15 protein-coding genes and 1 pseudogene are annotated in these 18557 nt (G+C 54.6%); 9 read left to right on the forward strand and 7 right to left on the reverse strand.

Features of this window, described 5'->3' with window-relative positions:
- Window positions 1-23 precede the first annotated feature (23 nt).
- Entirely contained in the window at window positions 24-1649 is a 1626-nt protein-coding gene (locus B3729_RS17125) for a methyl-accepting chemotaxis protein (protein WP_286788507.1), read from the reverse strand.
- 217 nt (window positions 1650-1866) lie between these two features.
- Here B3729_RS17125 and B3729_RS17130 point away from each other — a divergent pair, with 217 nt between their 5' ends.
- Window positions 1867-4452 (forward strand): bifunctional diguanylate cyclase/phosphodiesterase, encoded by a 2586-nt coding sequence (locus tag B3729_RS17130; RefSeq protein WP_286788508.1) that lies wholly within the window; start codon window positions 1867-1869, stop codon window positions 4450-4452.
- Here B3729_RS17130 and B3729_RS17135 read toward each other — a convergent pair.
- Entirely contained in the window at window positions 4443-5276 is an 834-nt protein-coding gene (locus B3729_RS17135; RefSeq protein ID WP_286788509.1) for a DNA-binding protein, read from the reverse strand. The two genes, B3729_RS17130 and B3729_RS17135, sit on opposite strands and share 10 nt — an antisense overlap.
- 202 nt (window positions 5277-5478) lie before the next feature.
- Between B3729_RS17135 and B3729_RS17140 the strand changes: the two genes are divergently transcribed.
- Together B3729_RS17140 and B3729_RS17145 are read left to right on the forward strand one after the other, a co-directional pair.
- Window positions 5479-5904, forward strand: a complete 426-nt coding sequence (locus B3729_RS17140) for a hypothetical protein (protein WP_010798481.1) — start codon at window positions 5479-5481, stop codon at window positions 5902-5904.
- Between the two features lie 263 nt (window positions 5905-6167).
- Window positions 6168-6776 carry an ERF family protein gene (locus tag B3729_RS17145; RefSeq protein WP_010798482.1) on the forward strand — a complete coding sequence of 203 codons (609 nt, stop codon included), beginning with the start codon at window positions 6168-6170 and terminating at the stop codon, window positions 6774-6776.
- 117 nt (window positions 6777-6893) lie between these two features.
- Here the strand turns inward: B3729_RS17145 and B3729_RS17150 are convergent, their stop codons facing one another.
- From B3729_RS17150 to B3729_RS17160, 3 genes are all read right to left on the reverse strand, one after another.
- A complete protein-coding gene (locus tag B3729_RS17150) occupies window positions 6894-8837 on the reverse strand; it encodes an AAA family ATPase (protein WP_074825739.1) in 1944 nt (647 codons plus the stop codon).
- Complete coding sequence (locus B3729_RS17155; RefSeq protein ID WP_286788510.1) at window positions 8834-9913, reverse strand: metallophosphoesterase; 1080 nt, start codon at window positions 9911-9913, stop codon at window positions 8834-8836. Before B3729_RS17155 ends, B3729_RS17150 begins: the two co-directional genes overlap by 4 nt.
- Before the next feature lie 171 nt (window positions 9914-10084).
- A complete protein-coding gene (locus B3729_RS17160) occupies window positions 10085-10360 on the reverse strand; it encodes a hypothetical protein (protein ID WP_019367104.1) in 276 nt (91 codons plus the stop codon).
- A gap of 438 nt (window positions 10361-10798) precedes the next feature.
- On the opposite strand from B3729_RS17160, the gene B3729_RS17165 reads away from it, so the two are divergent.
- On the forward strand, window positions 10799-11023 hold the full coding sequence (locus B3729_RS17165; RefSeq protein WP_010798486.1) for a hypothetical protein: 225 nt from the start codon (window positions 10799-10801) through the stop codon (window positions 11021-11023).
- A 190-nt stretch (window positions 11024-11213) separates the two neighbouring features.
- Window positions 11214-13382, forward strand: coding sequence for a phosphocholine-specific phospholipase C (locus B3729_RS17170; RefSeq protein ID WP_286788511.1), 2169 nt, complete (start codon window positions 11214-11216; stop codon window positions 13380-13382).
- A gap of 56 nt (window positions 13383-13438) precedes the next feature.
- Here the strand turns inward: B3729_RS17170 and B3729_RS17175 are convergent, their stop codons facing one another.
- Window positions 13439-13897 (reverse strand): DUF3597 domain-containing protein, encoded by a 459-nt coding sequence (locus tag B3729_RS17175; RefSeq protein ID WP_286788512.1) that lies wholly within the window; start codon window positions 13895-13897, stop codon window positions 13439-13441.
- Between the two features lie 809 nt (window positions 13898-14706).
- On the opposite strand from B3729_RS17175, the gene B3729_RS17180 reads away from it, so the two are divergent.
- The 4 genes and pseudogenes from B3729_RS17180 to B3729_RS17195 form a co-directional block, all read left to right on the forward strand.
- Window positions 14707-14952: an ATP-binding protein gene (locus tag B3729_RS17180; RefSeq protein WP_125889344.1), complete on the forward strand. Its 246-nt coding sequence runs from the start codon at window positions 14707-14709 to the stop codon at window positions 14950-14952.
- 144 nt (window positions 14953-15096) lie between these two features.
- A complete protein-coding gene (locus tag B3729_RS17185) occupies window positions 15097-16266 on the forward strand; it encodes a hypothetical protein (RefSeq protein WP_286788513.1) in 1170 nt (389 codons plus the stop codon).
- A gap of 94 nt (window positions 16267-16360) precedes the next feature.
- Window positions 16361-16984, forward strand: a complete 624-nt coding sequence (locus tag B3729_RS17190) for a class I SAM-dependent methyltransferase (protein ID WP_019367098.1) — start codon at window positions 16361-16363, stop codon at window positions 16982-16984.
- 15 nt (window positions 16985-16999) lie between these two features.
- Window positions 17000-17179, forward strand: a pseudogene (locus B3729_RS17195) (methyl-accepting chemotaxis protein); the annotation flags it as partial.
- Between the two features lie 51 nt (window positions 17180-17230).
- Here the strand turns inward: B3729_RS17195 and tyrS are convergent.
- Window positions 17231-18475 (reverse strand): tyrosine--tRNA ligase, encoded by a 1245-nt coding sequence (tyrS, locus tag B3729_RS17200; RefSeq protein ID WP_286788514.1) that lies wholly within the window; start codon window positions 18473-18475, stop codon window positions 17231-17233.
- Window positions 18476-18557 lie beyond the last annotated feature (82 nt).

Here is an 18557-nt window from a genome sequence, read left to right on the forward strand (position 1 = left end):
ATCAGCATCATCCTGCCAGTCGGTCACACTCTGAACCGGCGAACCATGCCGCTTAGGTCTCCAGCGAGGCGAGAAAGCTCCTGGCTGGCTGTATGGGTCTGTTCTGCACCTGCAGACGTCTGGATAGACAGATCACGAATACGAACCAAATTACGATCCACTTCTCGGGCTACCTGTGCCTGCTCTTCAGCAGCGCTGGCAATGACCAGGTTACGCTCATCGATACCGTTGACCGCATCGTTGATTGTGCCTAGTGCATGGCTTGCCGCCTCAGCCTGCTCCTGGGTTTGCCTGGCCTGATCTGCACTGGTCAGCAAGGCGTCTACGGTATGAGTAGTCCCCTGCTGAATGCTGCCAATCATGGCCTCGATTTCTCGGGTAGAATCGCTGGTCCGGTGAGCCAGTGAGCGCACCTCGTCTGCTACAACAGCAAACCCGCGACCGGCGTCCCCTGCCCTGGCCGCCTCGATTGCAGCGTTCAGCGCCAGTAGGTTGGTCTGCTCCGCTACTGATCGGATGACATCCAGCACCTGGCTAATGTTGCGTGTCTGTTCGGCCAGCTGACGTGCCTGCTCAGAAGCGCTCAGAACGTTATCCGTTAGGACACCAATGGCACTGAGGGTATCGTTAAGCTGACGCTGCCCTTGGCGCGCGGTTTCGGCTGCTGCCTTGGAGGCGACTGACGTCGACGTCGCGTTACCCGCTACTTCTTCAACGGCCTGGCTCATTTCGGTGACTGCAGTGGCTGCCATCTCAATTTCACTGTTCTGCTGTTGCAGTCCCTGCGTACTTTCGCTCATGACTGCGTTCATTTCTTCAGTCGCAGCAGCCAGTTGTTCAGCCGACCGGTTGATCTGCTCAAGCGTATCGCGCAGATTGCCCTGCATTTTCCCCATGGCCTTGAGCAGCTGAGCGGCCTCATCTGTACCGGTTGTTTCCAGCCGGTGGGTCAGGTCACCCGACGCGATGGCCTCCGCGGCCTGCACAGCTTCGCGAATAGGCTTGGACAGACTCAAGGTCAGACGCCAGGCCAGCAGAATCGTAAGGCCTAAGGCGCAGCCGATAACCGTCAGGGTAATGGATACGGAGCTGCTGTACACCGCTTGTGCATCTTCGCCAAAGGCTTTGGCTGCCTGCTGGTTCAGGGTACGCAATTTCTCGGTCTGCTCGTTCATGCTCAAGCCAAGGCTGGCCATGCCACCCGTGACCTGCTTACGGGCATCATCGATCCGGCCGCTGACCATTAATGCTACAAGCTGATCCGTATTGGCCATGTAGTCACGGTAGATAGGCTGCAATTGCTGTAGCGCCGCGTCCTCTTCCGGCGTGCTGACCAGAGGCTCATAGCGCTTAAAGCCAGCGTCAACCAACTGCCCTAGATCCTTAATTTTTTGCTGAGTCTTCCGAAGTGTTTCAGCATCTGGCAACGCGATTAGGCGCAACGCCTCTATACGAATGCGTGCCATTTGCAGGGCCAGATTGTCACTTTCAACAATACTGGGCAATGAGTTCAGTTCCACTTTCCGAGACTGATCCTGGATATGAGACATCTGTGCCAGGCTGAACACCCCCAGCCCGGTCAGGATGACCGCGATAACGCCAAAGCAAAACAGGCTCCGGTATGCAATTTTAAGGGAGCGAAGGCTCATAGACATAACCTTGATAAGGGGGCCAGAGAGGACATGCAAAGTGATACGTATTGAAGCGGCATCAGTGCGGAATTCTTGAGTCAAAAGTTGCCGGATGGTCTGTTGATCCGCCCGGTTGTGCCTCACATCGCCTGAACCGGATTATTTGCTACAGCGGCGAGAACGGAAGCCGATATAAAACAACCTGATAGCAGATTATCGAATCGCCTCCCTGACCATGCCTATTTCTCCGCCCCCGCCAGCCATGAAAAAGGACGAGCCGTTTCGTTCACAAAGCCACACTGAGCTGACCCGTCGCTCTGTGTTGATGTTTACCGTCCTGATGTTGAGCCTGTTCGCCCTGGCAGGCGCCGTCACGAGCTATATCGCCTGGTCGTTAGATAATAAGGCCATTACCAGTGGTGAGCAGGCCTTGCGCAATGCTATCGATACCCGTAAGAAGTCCACAGTGGCGACACTCATGGACTATGCCCGCTGGGAGGAGAATTTCATGCACCTCTATCCTGCGGTCGATACGAAATGGGCGCGTGAAGAAGATAAGCTGGCCGGCTCGCTGCTGTCGCAGTATGGGCTGGACGCCGTCCTGGTTGTCGACGGCTCGCAAAATACCCGTTATGCCTTTTTAAAGGATACGGTCGACCCCAAGGATGCACTCCAGTGGATCGAAGGCGACTTGCCGGCAATGCTGGACCGACTCCGGAGCGAGCCTCCGCTTACGTATGTTCAGGGGTTTTATCAGGTTGATGGCGTACCGGCGATTGTTTCGGCAGCTTTGGTTCAACCCATTCAGGTGGCGTATCTACCCAGGCGAGACCAGCTCCCTATCATGCTCTTTGTTGAACGGCTGGATCAGCAGAAGCTGGCGTCGATGGGTACGGCCTCTGGCATTGTCAATTTAAAAGCCGGGCCGGCAGAAAAGGATAGCGCCAGCCTTATCATAAGTGAGGACTATGGCGTTCCTTTTCTGCTCAGCTGGCAGGCAGAGCGTCCTGGCGGTGTACTGCTAAGCGTAATGCTGCCTCTGCTGGTACTTACAGCATTTGCCCTGTATCTGGTTTTAATCAAACTCAAGCGCCGATCACTGCGCGCGGCTGCATTGATCGACAGCAGCCATGAAGCCCTGGAGCATAGCGAGGCTCGTTTTCGGGATGTTGCCGAGGCTTCTTCAAACTGGATCTGGGAGACGAATGCCCGACGTGAGCTGACCTATCTTTCTGACCGGTTCGCAGTCAGCACCGGCTTTAGTGTTCACGAGTGGCTGGGGAAGCCGCTACAGGAGCTTATTGATTTCAGCGAAACGGACTTCCAGGAAAGCGCCCAACAAGATCAGGAATCAGCAGGTACCCCAAAAGCCCTGGAATGCTTTTACATGGACCGCGAAGGACATAAACGTGTGGGGCATCTTTATCTTCGGTCTGTTTGGACGGAGGGCGTCTTATCCGGATATCGCGGGACCCTTAGCGACATTACAGACGAAATGGAAGCTCAGGCCCATTACGAGCATCTGTCCAAGTATGATCCGCTGACGCAGCTCCCCAACCGGACATACATGTATCGGTATCTCAAGGAGCACTTGGGAAACGGACCGACACCAGAGAGTCCTTTAACCGTTTTTTATCTGGACCTGGATGACTTCAAGCACGTCAACGATACTCAGGGGCATGAGTTTGGTGACAAAGTCCTTATCGAAGTGGCCAACCGATTCAAGCGATGTATGGACAGCAGCGTATTCATTGCCCGGCAGGGCGGCGATGAGTTCGTTCTTGTTCTTACTGGGCAAATGCAGCCAAACACTTCTGTATTGGCAGAGTGTCTGCTGGCCTGTCTTTCTACTCCGATCACGATTGACGGACTTGAGGTTCATGTCAGCGCCAGCATTGGTATCGTGCAGGCGCCTGCCCATGGGGTTATCAAGAACGAGCTGCTTCGGTTTGCCGACATTGCACTTTACGAAGCCAAGGGGGCAGGCCGTAATACGTGGCGGTTGTACGACAGCGCGATGAACGAGCGGCTGCTTCAACGCCAGCAGATCGAGGAAGACCTGCGGGCCGCACTGCAGCGCGATGAGTTACAACTTGTCTTCCAGCCGCGCTTTAGTATCCAGAACGGAAAAATCATTGGCGCAGAGGCACTGGTACGCTGGAGCCACCCTACCCGCGGTTTGCTGAGTCCTGCTGTATTCATACCGGTTGCGGAGCAGAGCGGGCTTGTAGTTCCGCTGAGCGACTGGGTTCTGCGCAAGGCATGTCGCGAGGCGCTCGAATGGAAAGGCCCCATTTTCGTGTCGGTTAATCTGTCCTGTATCGAGTTCCAACGCAATGATCTGGTAGAGCGTATCCGCCAGGTACTCGAAGAAACGCAACTTGAGCCCGCACGGCTTGAGCTGGAAATTACCGAAAGCGTGATGTTGGATAATGCTGAGAGCGCTTTGGCCCTGATGCATGAACTCAAGGCGCTGGGTGTGAAGCTTTCCATGGATGACTTTGGAACAGGCTATTCCTCGCTCAGCTACTTGAGCCAGTATCCATTCGACGGCATCAAGATTGACCGCAGCTTCATCATGAGCTTGAGCGAGGGTGGCCATAGCAATCAGGCCATCATCAAGGCCATTGTTGCACTGGGCAAGGCGCTCTCGATGTCTGTGACCGCAGAAGGTGTCGAAACAGCCGAGCAGCTTAATGCACTAGGTATCCTGAGCTGTGATCAGGCGCAGGGGTTTCTGTTGGGCAGACCGGTTCCGGTGGAACGCCTGGTTGAGCAGTTGAATGAGCAGCTTACCCCGGAGGGCAAATCTCAAAGCTGATGCGATTCCAATCGCGCCTCCAGACGGGCGATCTGCCTGATCAGGTCCTTGCCGGTGGCGCGCTCCAGATCGAGTTGACGGGCCAGGTCATCCAGATGCCGGGCCTGTGTGGTATGCAAGGCCTGGAGTCGCTCATTATCCCGAATCAGTTGAATGTTCTGCTCCCGCAAAGAGGCATTCTCGGCCAGAACCGCTTGATGCTGGTTGCGCAAGTCACTGACGGCGGAATCCGACTGCACCTGATCCTGTAGCCGCTGGCGCTGCATCACCTCCTGATAACCTTCCAACGCATCCCGTGCCGTCTTGAGTTCAGCGCTTAGCGTTTCGATACGCTGGGCACGGGCAGCCGACTCACGCTGGCTATGAGTCAGGTCTACCGCCTGCCTGGCCAGCTCGTTATTGGCTGCGTTGTATCGGTTTGCGTAATCTCCTGCGAGTGCTTCGGCTTTCGCTAGTCTGGCTTCCAGGTCCCTGATACGCTCTTGCTGGGCGTTCGCACGCTCATCGGCAAGTTGGAGCTTTTCATTTATCGACTTCGCCTGAACCGCGAGCGTCTGCTCGGCCTCGTCTATTTCCTGCTGGGCCCTCTCCAGCAACTTGCGTTCGAGTTGTTCGATCAGTGCCAGCATGTCCGCCCTGATCCGCCCGCTCGGTCCTGAAAGGCTTTGCTCGTCAGCTTCGATTTCTTTTTTATAACGTTGAATAGTTGTAAACGAGCCTCCTGTCAGCGCCCGGATTTCAGGTACAGAGGCAGACCGGCCCTCTTCCTTTAGCTGCCGGATGGCAGTGGCCACCTTCTCCTTGTCTATACCGTTACGGCTCATGGCTACTCGCTTTACGTAAAGAATAAAAATCGTAAGATTAATCGTAGCGCAACTCTGTGCTCATCCCAAGTAGGGGATGGCGTAGCCAGAAAAAGGCAGGACTATATTTAACACTTTGATTTACAGCGCTTTTCGCCAGACGGTGCTCTCCTGCGCATTACGATGTCAGCTATGATGGAGTGAAATCAACTCAGGAGCGCCCATGGCTACCAACATTGAACGGTTCGATAATCTGGTCGGTCGGCTTTTTGGTGAGTTGTACGAGGCCTTCCCTATTCCGCGTAATCTCTTTTGTACCGATATGCAAAAGCACATCGAGGCGGCGGGCCTGAATGAAATAGATGACTTTAATCCCTGTGCGGATGAGGCTCGATTCTTTACCGCCTCGGTCAGATGGCTTGGCAATGCAGGCTTGATCGAACATGGCGATGTAGTGGCTGGAACCGCTCATGATTGTGTCCTCACTGCCAAGGGGCTCGAGATTTTGAAGGCAACGCCTGCATGCCTTGAAGGTGCTCTGGGTGATCGCCTTGTTCAGGCAGCGAAACACGACGCTGACGAGGAGCTTCGCCAACTGACCGGGCAGGCCTTGAGCTATGGGATATCCCTCGCGCTTCATAAATTCTGAGCCATTACAAACCTTTGCACGCTTGCAGATAAACCGCTTTCGCTGTGGTCCAAGTAGTAGCGCGTTTGATAACTGAGAAGCCTTTTAAAGGCAGTGTTCATCCGACGAAAGGTCAGGCAGCTCGGGGCTTTCAGCTTGGTTTTAGCCCGCTTGCCCCCATATAGGATGGACTGCCTGGAAAGCCTCTTTAAACCCTTCTCATCAGTTCTCGACGTTCACCCCTGTCCCGTCGGTAAGGGGTATGTTGCCTTGGAGATATCTGTATGAAAATGTCAGAAAACATCGACGCCCTTGCCAAGGCCCTGGCCGCCGCACAGGCTGAGATTGAAAACGCCACGAAGGGAAGCATCAATCCGCACTTCAGAAGCAAGTATGCGGATCTAGCCGAAGTATTGAATACAACCCGACCGATTCTGAGCAAGTTCGGCCTTTCGATCGTCCAAATGCCGGGCTTTGAAGATGGCAAGGTCAGTGTCGAAACGGTACTGATGCACGAGTCGGGTCAGTGGATCAGCAATACCCTGCTGGGCCCCTGCATGAAAATGGACCCTCAAGGGGTTGGTAGCGCGATTACGTACTATCGCCGTTATTCCCTGGCAGCCTTTGCAGGTATTGCCCAAGAGGATGACGATGCCAATGATGCTTCTCAGACCAATGCCAACCGCCAGCCTGCTGTTTACATTAACAAGAGTCAGCTCAAGCGTATCGAAAATGCGGTAAGCGAGTGCAGCCCGGCCGTTCAGAAGAAGTTTGAAACGGATTACCCGGACGCCAGCAAGATGACCGTTGACGTCTATGACAGCATTGTCAGCAGTCTCGAGTCAGCCGCCAAGAAGTACCAGGAACGCAAGAGTCAGGACAACGCGGCATGATTTCCATTGGCAAGCCTGCAGGGACGCTTGGCTTAGCTCTAACACTCAAAAATAGCAGACTGATTTTTACTAGCCCGCATCAAATGCCCTTTTGGCTATCCAATGAGCCAGCACCGCTTAGACGGTATATGCAGCTTCTACGGTAGCCTGTCCGTTTTCCTTGGTTATAGTGATGCTGTTACGAATCCAATCGCGTAGATCCGTATGGCTGATAACCAGGACCGTTCCCTTGTCATGGGACTTTTCCTCCAGCAAAAACATTAATCGCTCAAGACCGGCCTCATCAAGGGCCTGATCAATCTCGTCTGCCATAAACAACCTGATGGGTTTACTGGCTCGCGATGCGACCAGATCTTGCAGTGCCATGGCGGTTGCTAACCTGACTTTACGCTTTTCTCCTCCTGAGAGACTTTTAAAGGTTTCACCCCCGGTTGCGCTGACCACATCGATAGAGAACTTCTCGCGTAACTCTCCCTTGGCCGTCAATGCAATGGTAGACCACACTGCGGTCACGTTTCCGTCCGTCAATGTAGACAAATAGTGAGCCGTCCGAGCATTCAGGTAGGGGGTTACGTTATCCAGAATATGCGCACGAACGCCTGACGGGCTGAATACCCGGGCGGCTTCTTCCGCCAGTGCAAGCCGTTGCTGCGCTGCGCTCAATGTAGCCGTCAAGGCTTCTTGTCTCACCCTTGCCTGTACCAACTGCTCACGTGCACGCTGTATGGCTGAATCGTGCGGATTCTTTGCTGATTCGAGCTGCGCGATGCGCTCCTTCAGCACCTGTAGCTGCCTGGCCTGTTCCTGCCAGGCGTGCTGTTCAGCCTGGGTTTTTCGTCTTTGCTGCTCAAGCGCTTCCAGGGTTGCACTCTGCTCGGAAACATCAGTCATTTGCTGGCGATAATTCCGTAGGCTGTTTTCCAACTGGTCAAGCGCCTCTTTCGCTGTCTTCGCTTGATCCTGTAGCGCAAGTACCTTTTCCTGCTGCGTTTTCACGGATTGCCGGGTCATGTCTCGTGAGGCATCAAGATCCTGTGGTTCGATGACATGACCGCATTGAGAACACGTAGTACCTACTTGATCGTCAATGTGCTCCAACGTGTGAGCGAGCCGCTGGGTCTTGGCTTGTTCACGCTCTAGGGTCTGTTGGATTGCGGCATAAGCAAGCTCCGCCTCCCGAAGCGCCTTGGCATGGATACGCTCCTGCCGGCGTTCCTCATCGGACGCGGTGATCCTGCTACGAACGGCCGCGGCCTGCTCGTCCAGGCTTTTCAAGCGTGCCTGAAGATACTCTCCCAGGCTTGTATCAAACGCATCCCGAACGGCATGGTAGTGCTGGGTAGCGGTCTGGACGGCGGCGCTCTGCTGACGTATCCACGCCTCGCGATCCTGCTCAGCCGCCTCGACATTGGCGGTAAAGGTAGTGATGGCTGTTTCCAAGGCCTTGGCCTGAGTGGTGAGCTCTCCTACCTCGACCTTGCATTGATTAAGTCGGGCCCGAGCGATCTCATAAGCCTGTTGCAACTGATGGATACCTGCGGCCTCCTCTACCAGGAGCTTGAGGTTTCGGTCTGTCATCCCAGGTAGGTCGGGCATAGCCTCCTGACCCAGATAGATCGCGTTAACGAACACTTCGCGCGAACAGCCCATGACCTTATCGACCAGCACCTGGGTCAGCTTATCCGAGCCTTTGGTCAGGTCCTGCCATTCGCCCTCCATGAAATGCTCAAGGCGCAATTGATTCTTGTATTGGCGATGCTTGCGATGACGACTGATGCGATAGCGTGCGCCCGTCTCGTCAAGCAGCTCAAGTCTGACCTCTGTACCCTTTCCTGCGGTACGGTTGATCACCGCATCACCAGACTCCTGACGAGCGGTTTCGCCATACAGGGCCCAGCACAGTGCGTCGGCAATTGACGACTTGCCAGCGCCGTTACTCTTTTGGCTCGTATCATCCAGGTTCTCGCCCTGGATCAGTACCAGACCTTTGTCGTTCAGGGGAAGCGACTCGACATGTCCAATCGCCATGAAGTGAGTAATCGAAAGGCTCTGTATCCTCATGGATCGATCGCCTCGGCTTCGCTGAGTATGTCGTTGCATAGTGCTACCAGCGCGTCACCATGCGTGCTGTTTTCCTCCACCCACCCGCGGATCGATTCGCGTAGTGTCGGTGCGCTGGAGACCGGCGAGCGACGCTGCATAACAGCAGAGCGTGGCAAGGGGATGGCCTGTACCAGGCTTCCCAGCGCACCCCATGTCTTGAGCTGATCACGAAGGTGGGAAATCTCCTCCTCGGTCGCCTCGCCCAGCCGTGCCCGCACATAATTACCTTTGCACTGCTCCCTGGCTTCGTGCTCATCCCAGCGAATATCCAGATCCATGAAGCGGGGCGCAGAAGAGGTACGAAATACCACGTCGGTATCGCTGACCAAGAGATAGCCTGCCCGGGTCCCTATATCGTTCCAAGTCTGATGGGTGGTGGCGCCTACGCTATAGACCTCACCCTTGAAGCGCTTATGGTTATGGTAGTGCCCACTAAAAACGCGCTTGAACCCGTATCGGGCCAACTCTGCTGCGTTAAAGCCATGGTCTGGCAAGCCGGTTAGAACACCATTGACTGGCGCATGAATCATCAGGGTCCATGCGTTGGGGGCTTCCCCTTTTGCATTCAAATCTGTCAGGCAAGCGTCGATATGCCGGCGGACATCATCGAGTCGGTCATACCAAGGCACCATGACAACATGGTCATCCTCGAACAACGTTGGCGTTGAAATCACTTCAATACCAGGAATGGTACGCAAGCTCTCGCAAGCATTGCCCAGCGCGCTACTGTCACGGGACTCAAGGTCATGATTACCTGGTAACACACGAATGTTCAGATCCAGGTCTTTCGTAAGCCGTGTGAACAGGTCGATAGTTGGATTAAGAACCGTGGGCGAAACGGAGCCACGTACATGAAAAAGATCACCTGTAATGTAGAGCGTATGTCCTCCTGCCGCACGAAGGTCATGCGCCGCCATCTGAATCTGATCCAGAATATGACCGAGACGGCTATTGAGCCCATTCTTGTCGACACGGGAAAACGCTGACCAATTATGCAAATGTGCATCCGAGCAGATGCCATAGACGAGGCTCATAGGCTGTCAGATCCTGCTGTAGGCGATAATACGTTTGACGTCGAGAAGAGACAGAGGTTGAACACCTCTACTGTATTACAGCGCCAACGGTGCAACGGCACGCAGCGGTAATGGAATCAAGATGGGGGCAACGGCAAAAAAATAAACGGTAGCAGGTGATTTGATGAGCCTTTAGCGAGACACCTGCCCTACGGGCGTTCCTACCAGGTCGTCTATTTGCAACTGCGCCTTCTGCTTGTTGTGTTTGAGCAGCTCATGCTCTATATCGTCCAGCAGCGTCTGGAACAGCGCACCATTTTTCAAATACCGGGCGGAAAAACGCCAAGTATAAGGCTCGCCTCCATCAAGAGGCTCTGCGGTAATCGTCAGGCTACCCTCTTGGTCGATGATGCCTTTAAGAGCAAATGAGTCAGCAAAAATGTAGGTAAGGCGAGACAGACACTTCATGATGCAAGCAGAACCAGGCAGTAGTGTTTGTTAGAGGCAGCGTTTTGCTATTTATTCGCCACTACAGCGTGCCGTCTGTCTAAAGGGATAAACGGTTAGCAAAAAAATCATCTTTTTTAAAAGTTGCTCAAGTTATTGATTTGGCAGCCGATGAAATAGGCAGGCAGACAGGATACCCTGCCTAGCTGAGCATGCTGCCCCAGGGACGGGGCCCTTTCTTCCCGCCCAGTCCCTTCATTCCCATGAACATCTTCGGGTTTCGATGTTCAATGTCATCGTGGTGCTATCGCTGCCGTTGCAGTCGATACTGCCTTTTCGGAAAGTCTACCAAGCTAACGCAATGATCTTGGCTACACTTGCCACAAGCCGGAATCGCCCGCTGCGCTGAGGGGCGTCATGGTTGTATCACCTTGTCCCACTGCTACAAGGAAGGCTGTTATGGAATTCAAATGGCTACTCCGTGAGCTACAACGAGATCCCAACGACCAGGACTGGGTCAAAGGCTGGGGAGTTTATCGGAACACTCCATGGCATTTGGCTTGCGTTTACAACAGCGAGGCGGTAGCTGTCTCCGAGGCGGTAAGGCTTGGCCAGGGCTACGCCGTTTCCTGGGGAGCACATAAACTCGGCACCAATCAATTCATTATTACTGAAAAATCCTGACCTCCCTGCCTGGGTGCGATATGGCTCTGCCCAGTCGCACCGATTCATCTGGCAGACACACGCGTCATAAACCTGCCTATAAATTCCAGATCGTTTCGCGGTGTCATATTTCTGCTACCTGCTACCCGTACAAATATGTAACGAGTTGTTCCGGCTAACCACCTCAGCACGTACAGGGAGCGAACGAGTCATGCCTTCTCTCACCCGCAGAAATCTATTGCAGGCAGCGGCCGTCGGGTCGGCCATCGCCATGCTACCCGCCTCGATCCAACGGGCATTGGCCATTCCCGCCCACAACCGTACCGGTACTATTCAGGACGTCGAGCATGTAGTCATCCTGATGCAGGAGAACCGATCATTCGACCATTATTTCGGAACGCTGCCGGGCGTACGCGGCTTTGCTGACCGGCTGACGATTCCATTGCTGGGCGGACGCACTGTCTGGCAGCAGCAAGGTCAAGAGCGCGTTATCCTGCCTTATCACCTCGACAGCCGAAAAGGTAACGCCCAGCGTGTGCATGACACGCCACATTCATGGGCAGACACCCAGGCGGCCTGGGACAGCGGTCGTTTGAGTGCATGGCCAACCTATAAGACGCTGACTTCGATGGGATACTACGAGCGTAACGAGGTGCCCTTTCAGTTTGCCCTGGCCAATACCTTCACGCTGTGTGACGCCTACCATTGCTCGCTGTCAGGTGGAACAGCACCAAATCGCCTGTTTCTTTGGACCGGTACCAACGGCCCCACTGGCTCTAACGTCGCAGCGGTTGTCAACGAGTGGGATGCTCCGGGGCCGCCCGATGAGGGATATGACTGGACGACCTATGCAGAGAGACTTGAGGATGCGGGCGTCTCGTGGAAGGTCTATCAGTACCTGCCGGACAACTTTGGTGATAATGCCTATGCAGGCTTTCGCCAATACCGTGCCGCAAGCGTCAAGGTTGGCAACCCCGCCCAGCCCTCTGCAGACTTTAACGACTTCGTCGTCTATCGCGAAGCGTTGGAGGCCGTCGCCCCGTTGTACAAAGGCAACGGTAATACGATGCCAGCAGCGAACAGCAACGACCTTGAAACCATGTTCGAGAGCTTTAGACGCGACATCCGACAAGGCAAGCTGCCTCAAGTGAGCTGGCTGATCGCACCGGCAGAGTATTCGGAGCACCCCGGTCCCTCCAGTCCTGTTCAGGGAGGCTGGTATACCCAGGAGGTCCTTAATGCACTGACTGAAAATCCAGAGATCTGGAGCAAGACGGTACTTCTCGTCAACTATGACGAAAACGATGGCTTCTTCGACCATGTGCCGCCACCTGCCGCTCCTTCCCTACGCGCAGATGGAACACTGGCAGGTAAATCAACCATTGCTTTCGATGCCGAAGTGTTCCAGCACAAAGCACCTCCTGGCTCGAAGGAACAGCCGGCCCCCGATGGACGTGTGTACGGACCAGGGCCCCGTGTCCCGATGTTTGTCATTTCGCCGTGGAGCCGAGGCGGCTGGGTGAATTCGCAGGTCTTCGACCATACTTCGGTACTGCAATTCTTGGAAAAGCGCTTTAACGTAAAAGAGCCCAATATCAGTCCTTGGCGGCGAGCGGTATGCGGAGATCTGACGTCTGCCTTTAACTTTGTCGATCCGAATCAGGAGTTGTTGCCGCCCTTGCAGACTACCTCTCGCCGTGCAGCGGATCAGTTGCGGGAAAAACAGGAGCAGCTACCGCAGGTCCCTGTTCCGCCTACTGACCAACAACAAGTCCCTGTGCAGCGACGTCTAGCTCGCCCTTCCCGAGCATTGCCGTATCGGATCGAGGTCGAAGCGGAAGCCAGTCCGGAGACGCGCCAGCTAACCCTGACCATGCGCAACACAGGCGAGCAAGGTCTCGTGCTGCATGTATACGATCGGCTGCATCTGGAGGATATCCCTCGCCGTTATACCATCGAGGCAGGGAAGCTGTTGAGTGATGTCTGGGTCCCCACTATTACAGATGATGGCACCTACGACCTGTGGTTGTTGGGGCCTAACGGCTTTCATCGAGCACTGCGTGGCAACCTCAAGGCTCCGCAGCCAGAAGTAAGGCTGCAGCGTGACGGTAAAAGCCACAATCTGGTCATGACAATCACCAATACAAGCCTGCAGGCTATGACCGTTCAGATTGATCGGTGTCCCTATACGTTTGAAAAGCCCCACGAGTTTCAGCTTGGTGCGGGTGCCACACATAAACAGCGTATATCGACGCGCGTGAGTGGTGGATGGTACGACATTACGGTTCGGGCTGATCAGGGCAGCTGGGAACGGCGTCTGGCTGGCAGACTTGAAACTGGCCGCCATTCGATTAGCGATCCCTTGATGGGCAATACCTGACCGTCGGAGGTGTCTCACAGGCATCCCTGAGCTGGATGCCTGCCTTCCAAAACCGGTTACGCCTTAAGCTCGGGAGGAACCGTCCCGTCGTGCTCGGCCAGCTTTTGCATAACGGCCTTGTGTAGCCAGTTGTTCATCTGCTCCGAATCTTCAAGCTTATCGGCAGGGCACCTAAGCTCGGCGGCCATCTCCTTGCGTGATTCATAACTGCTGTCCAGATTAAGTACCTTGAGCAGGTCGACGATGGAGGAGCGCCAGTTCAGGTGATCATTATGATTAGCAGCCATTGCATCGAGACGTGCCGAAATATCCATCGAATTTTGCACGCCGGTAGCTGCCGGAGCCTGTAGTTGCTCGGCACGAGCGCTGTGGGCAGCGTTGGTTTCTTCAGAATCGGTAACGATACGTGTAGACGTTTTGCTGGCATCAATGACGCCGACATCAGCCTTTCGCTGCTCTTCGTTACTAACGCCGTCCAAGCCAAGCTTGTCAAGAATCGAGCTAAACAGTCCCATGATTGACCCTCGTGATTAAACCTAGAGTACTTATGGACCCTAAGAGAGGGCCTGTGATTCAACGCTTTATGCAGCTGTAAGCGAGGCGATCACAAAAAACCATTTTTGCAAAATAATCTGTATAAAAATCAATAGCTTGAAAACATAACCTAATGTTGATCACTAATTTTAACGAGAAATCACTTTAACTCTTTGACCTTTTAACGCATTTTCTAAGATGTAGACGGCTTGGCCTCACGATAAATTGAAGGAAGATATCTATCACCTATCAACATAAATTTTTATCTTATAAATCAAGGGCATATAATGCTGCCCTAAGATTTCACCTTTAATGTAATGGTTCAGCTGAGGGTATGGCTGCTGTTCAGCAACGCACCATTACCGTACTTTGACATCGTTGAGTAACAGAGCGGCCTGAGAAGCCTTCCGCCATTATTGCCGCGCTCAATCGCCTACTGCTCCGTTCCGTATCCACTCGGGTGCAGAAGCGCAGCGCGCCTTTCTCGATAATATGGCGCACCCGTTGCGCACCCCGCTTGTCGGCTTGCATATCCAACGCCAATGGTTATGCGAACGATATGTGAGCGCTCTTGATAGCAGTCGCACGTTGAGCCTGCGAGTAGATGATTCACTAGACCAATCAACTACTGACCTTGGCCCGAGCCTCAACCTCCCACTTGCATACGTTTGCCCTCACCCCGCTGCGCCTGGACTAACAGGTTGAAGAGGCGGTTCTTCACTATACTGGGCGGTAGATGCTAGACACCTCGATCTGGAGCTTGAGCTGCAGGCTGCCTCAACACAAGGCAATGCCTTTCTGCTGCGTCAATCTTGTCGACAATGCCATCCGCCATATCCCGCCTGAAGGTTGCACCACAATGCGAGTCAAGCTGTCGGACCAGGCGGTCATCCTAGAAGTAGAAAACAGTGGGCCAGGTATTCCATCGGATGAACGTGAGCGTATCTTCGAGCGATTCTATCGGCTTGAGTGGGGTATGGTACGGGCGTTGGAATTGCCATCATGCGAGACATCGCCCATGCCCGTATTTAGCTGAGGATGGAAAAGGGCTTATGGTTCATCTGATATTTTCCTTCGCTACATATTTCGGATTTCCGTCTACGCTCATAAGGCCGGATAACACCGGCCCTGTAATAGCAAAGCGCGTACAGGTCATTACTAGATCGTAGGGATATCCGTCATGTTCAGGTTGAAACCACTCGCACTGCTTATCGGACTACTCGGCACCACTCATAGTTACGCCGCGTCAAATACGGCCGACTTGACTCAGAGCGGTGCGCAGAATACGGCCGCGCTGACACAAACCGGGCAAGGCAACCACAGCGTTCAGGTCCAGCTGGGCACCGACACCCGTCAAACGGTGCTGCAAACGGGCGAACTCAATGCGGCATCGATCTACCAGGGAGAAAGAACTCGCGGGACTATTGATATCGATCAGAGTGGTGAAAGCCACCTGGTGGAGATTTATCAGGACACCCGAGGATGGTCTACCGTGGCGGTTACGCAGCGAGGCAGCGTGAACGAGGTGCGTATCGATCAGGGCAGCAATAACGCCGGGCGTGTCACGAGCTACCAGGAGGGTACTCACAACCTGCACGACTTCCGGTTGGAAAACATGAGTGGGACGCCCAGCCTCAGTGCCCGCACCCTGGGCAATGGCAATACCATGAGGGTTGTGCAGGGCGAGGATGCTCAATACTTCATGGATGCAGACCTTGTGCAAAACGGTGACAACAACCTGATCGACCTGCAACAGCAATGGCGTCGTCAGGAGGCCGAGGTCAATCAGCAGGGTAATGGCAATATCGTTCAGGTGCAGCAGAGCGGCTTGGGGCCTATCGAGGGCGAGCTGAGCGGGTCTCTGACGCAGGCCTCCCAGAATGGGAACGACAACGTTATGAACGTCCGTCAGGGAAGTGACGGCAATACTCTCATCTCCAGCCAGAACGGTGACCGTAATACTCTGGATGTGCAGCAATGGGGGTGGTCTGGCTACCTGACCACCAAGATGACCAACCGCCTGGAAGCTACGGTAAACGGCAACGATAACCGCATGACCGTGGTGCAAATGGGGGGTGCGGGTGCCCATGAGATTACGGCCGAGCAGACCGGTAACAACAATGAAATGAACTTAAGTCAACGAAACACGACTGACAGCTCCCTGGATATGGCGCAGCGCGGGGATGGGCTGGTCATGACAGTGACTCAAATGAATACTCAGAATGACCATTTCGCGCTGGTGCAGGAAGGCACCAACCACACCCTAAGCCTTGAGCGCTCAGGCATAGGTAATGAAGCGATCGTTTCTCAACTGGGTACAGCCAATATGGCCTCGATGATTCAGCGATGATCGCCTGAGCCAGGCGGGGTATTCTCCCCGCCTTTTGTTTTACAGACCGGATACAGTAGTACCGTCTTTCAACGGATCACGTGGCCTGTTCAACATGAGTTCCTGGTACGAGCGTCGTGTTTTGCCTTATCTGCTCGATATTGCCTGCGGGATTAAACCCGTACGCCTGCAGCGGCAGTCTCTTATCCCTTTGGCGTATGGTCAGGTGCTGGAAATTGGCATCGGGACCGGGCTCAACCTTGAGCACTATGACAGGTCTCGGGTAGAGCGTATCGTTGGGCTGGACCCCTCCCTGGATATGCACCGGCTGGCTCGGTCTCGTGCTCAACGCGCAGGCCTTGACGTCGAGCTGGTTGATCTGTCGGCCGAGCGGATTCCCTTTGAGAATCGCTCCTTCGACACGGTTGTGGTGACCTATTCGCTGTGCACGATTCCAGATCCGGCCGCTGCACTTAAAGAGATGCATCGCGTACTCAAGCCGGAAGGACAGCTCCTGTTCTGCGAGCATGGACAAGCCCCCGATGAAGCGGTGCGTGTATGGCAAGATCGGATGACGCCGCTCTGGTCCCAAGTAGTGGGCGGCTGCCACCTGAACCGGGAAATAAGCAAACTTATCCATGACGCCAAATTCGAAATGATTGAATTCAAAACGTTTTATTTAACGGGCTTACGCCCATTAACGTACCATTATTGGGGCGTTGCCCGTCCCTTAGCCTGAGTCTTACAACGAGAAAACCTGCTGATCGCTACGGCGTTTGAAGAACAGGCCCAAGTAGCCCGGGCCGTTGACTACAATCTGCTCAGCATCCGTGAATTGTCGATACAGACGTCCGCAGGTGCCAACCAGACCACTATGGCCAGCGCGGAACTGCCTCGCCTAGCTGTGGATATGAACCGACTTGTGATGCGGTTTGCGACGCAAAGCCAGATAGAGAAAGCCCCGGAACACCGGGACTTTTCTTTTTCAGTCCACCAGCACAACCTGAAAATGACGTTTCTTGCCCAGGCTCAATCGGCTGCCCTCCAAAGCGGCAGAGAGAGGCTCGTCCGGATTTTGGACCTGCACGTCGTCCAGGCGTAGCCCACCGCCGTCCGCGAGTCGGCGCACGGCACTGCGCGAACCCTGTAGTCCGCTGGCCACCAGAAGATCGGTCAGGGTCAAGCCCTTTTGCAGCGCGGCGCGGCTGGCTTCCACTTTGGGGAGTGTGTCGCTCTGGCTGCCCTCACTGAACAACGCCCGTGCCGCTGCCTCCGCGTCACGCTGGGCCGCTTCGCCATGGCACAAACGGGTCGCCTCGTTGGCCAGAACGATTTTCGCCTCGTTAAGATCTGCACCCTGCAATGCGCCTAGGCGACGTACTTCGTCCATAGGCAGTTCGGTAAACAGTGCCAGGAAACGCTGTACGTCCCGATCATCGCAGTTGCGCCAGAATTGCCAGAAATCATAGGCAGATAGCTTATCGCTGTTGAGCCATACAGCGCCTTGTGCCGACTTGCCCATCTTCTTGCCGTCACTCGTGGTCAACAGCGGCATCGTAAGCCCGTAGAGCTGCGGGCCATTCTGGCGACGTGACAGCTCAACGCCATTGATAATGTTGGCCCACTGGTCAGCGCCACCCAACTGCAGAGTGCAGCCATACCGATGGGCCAACTCGACGAAATCGTAAGCCTGAAGCAGCGTGTAGCCAAATTCCTCGAAGGACAGAGAGTGCTCACGATCCAGGCGATTGCGGATGGCATCGAACGTGAGCAGGCGGTTGATCGAGAAATGCCGTCCTACGGTATTGAGGAAATTCAGGTAACCCAGCCCATCAAGCCACTCGGCATTGTCTACTACCCGGGCTTGCCCGTCCGTATCGCCCACTTCCAGGTAGGTCGTAAATGCCTTGGCAATACCGGACATATTCTGAGCGATCTGGGCGTCGTTCAGCACCGGGCGGCTGCTGTCCCGAAAGCTGGGATCGCCAATGCGCGTCGTGGCGCCACCGATCAAAAGCAGGATCGGATGCCCTGCACGCTGCATCCAGCGCATGAGCATGAGACCTTGCAGATGCCCGACGTGTAGGCTATCAGCCGTTGCGTCAAAGCCTAGGTACGCGGTCACTGGTCCGTTATTGAGCGCTTGGCCAAGACCGTCACGGTCGGTGATCTGATGGACGAAACCACGTTCTTCCAACAGGTGAAGCAGGTCTTGCTGGGACTTGTTCATTGAGTACGTCTCCTTGGCTTTCTGGCCTGCGGAGACTGGGAGAGGTTGCATTCACCGAGCCGCCACAGGCGGTTCGGAATGC

Origin of the sequence: Pseudomonas sp. UBA3149 (assembly GCF_002364655.1) — a bacterium.
Classification (GTDB): Bacteria; Pseudomonadota; Gammaproteobacteria; order Pseudomonadales; family Pseudomonadaceae; genus Chryseomonas; species Chryseomonas luteola.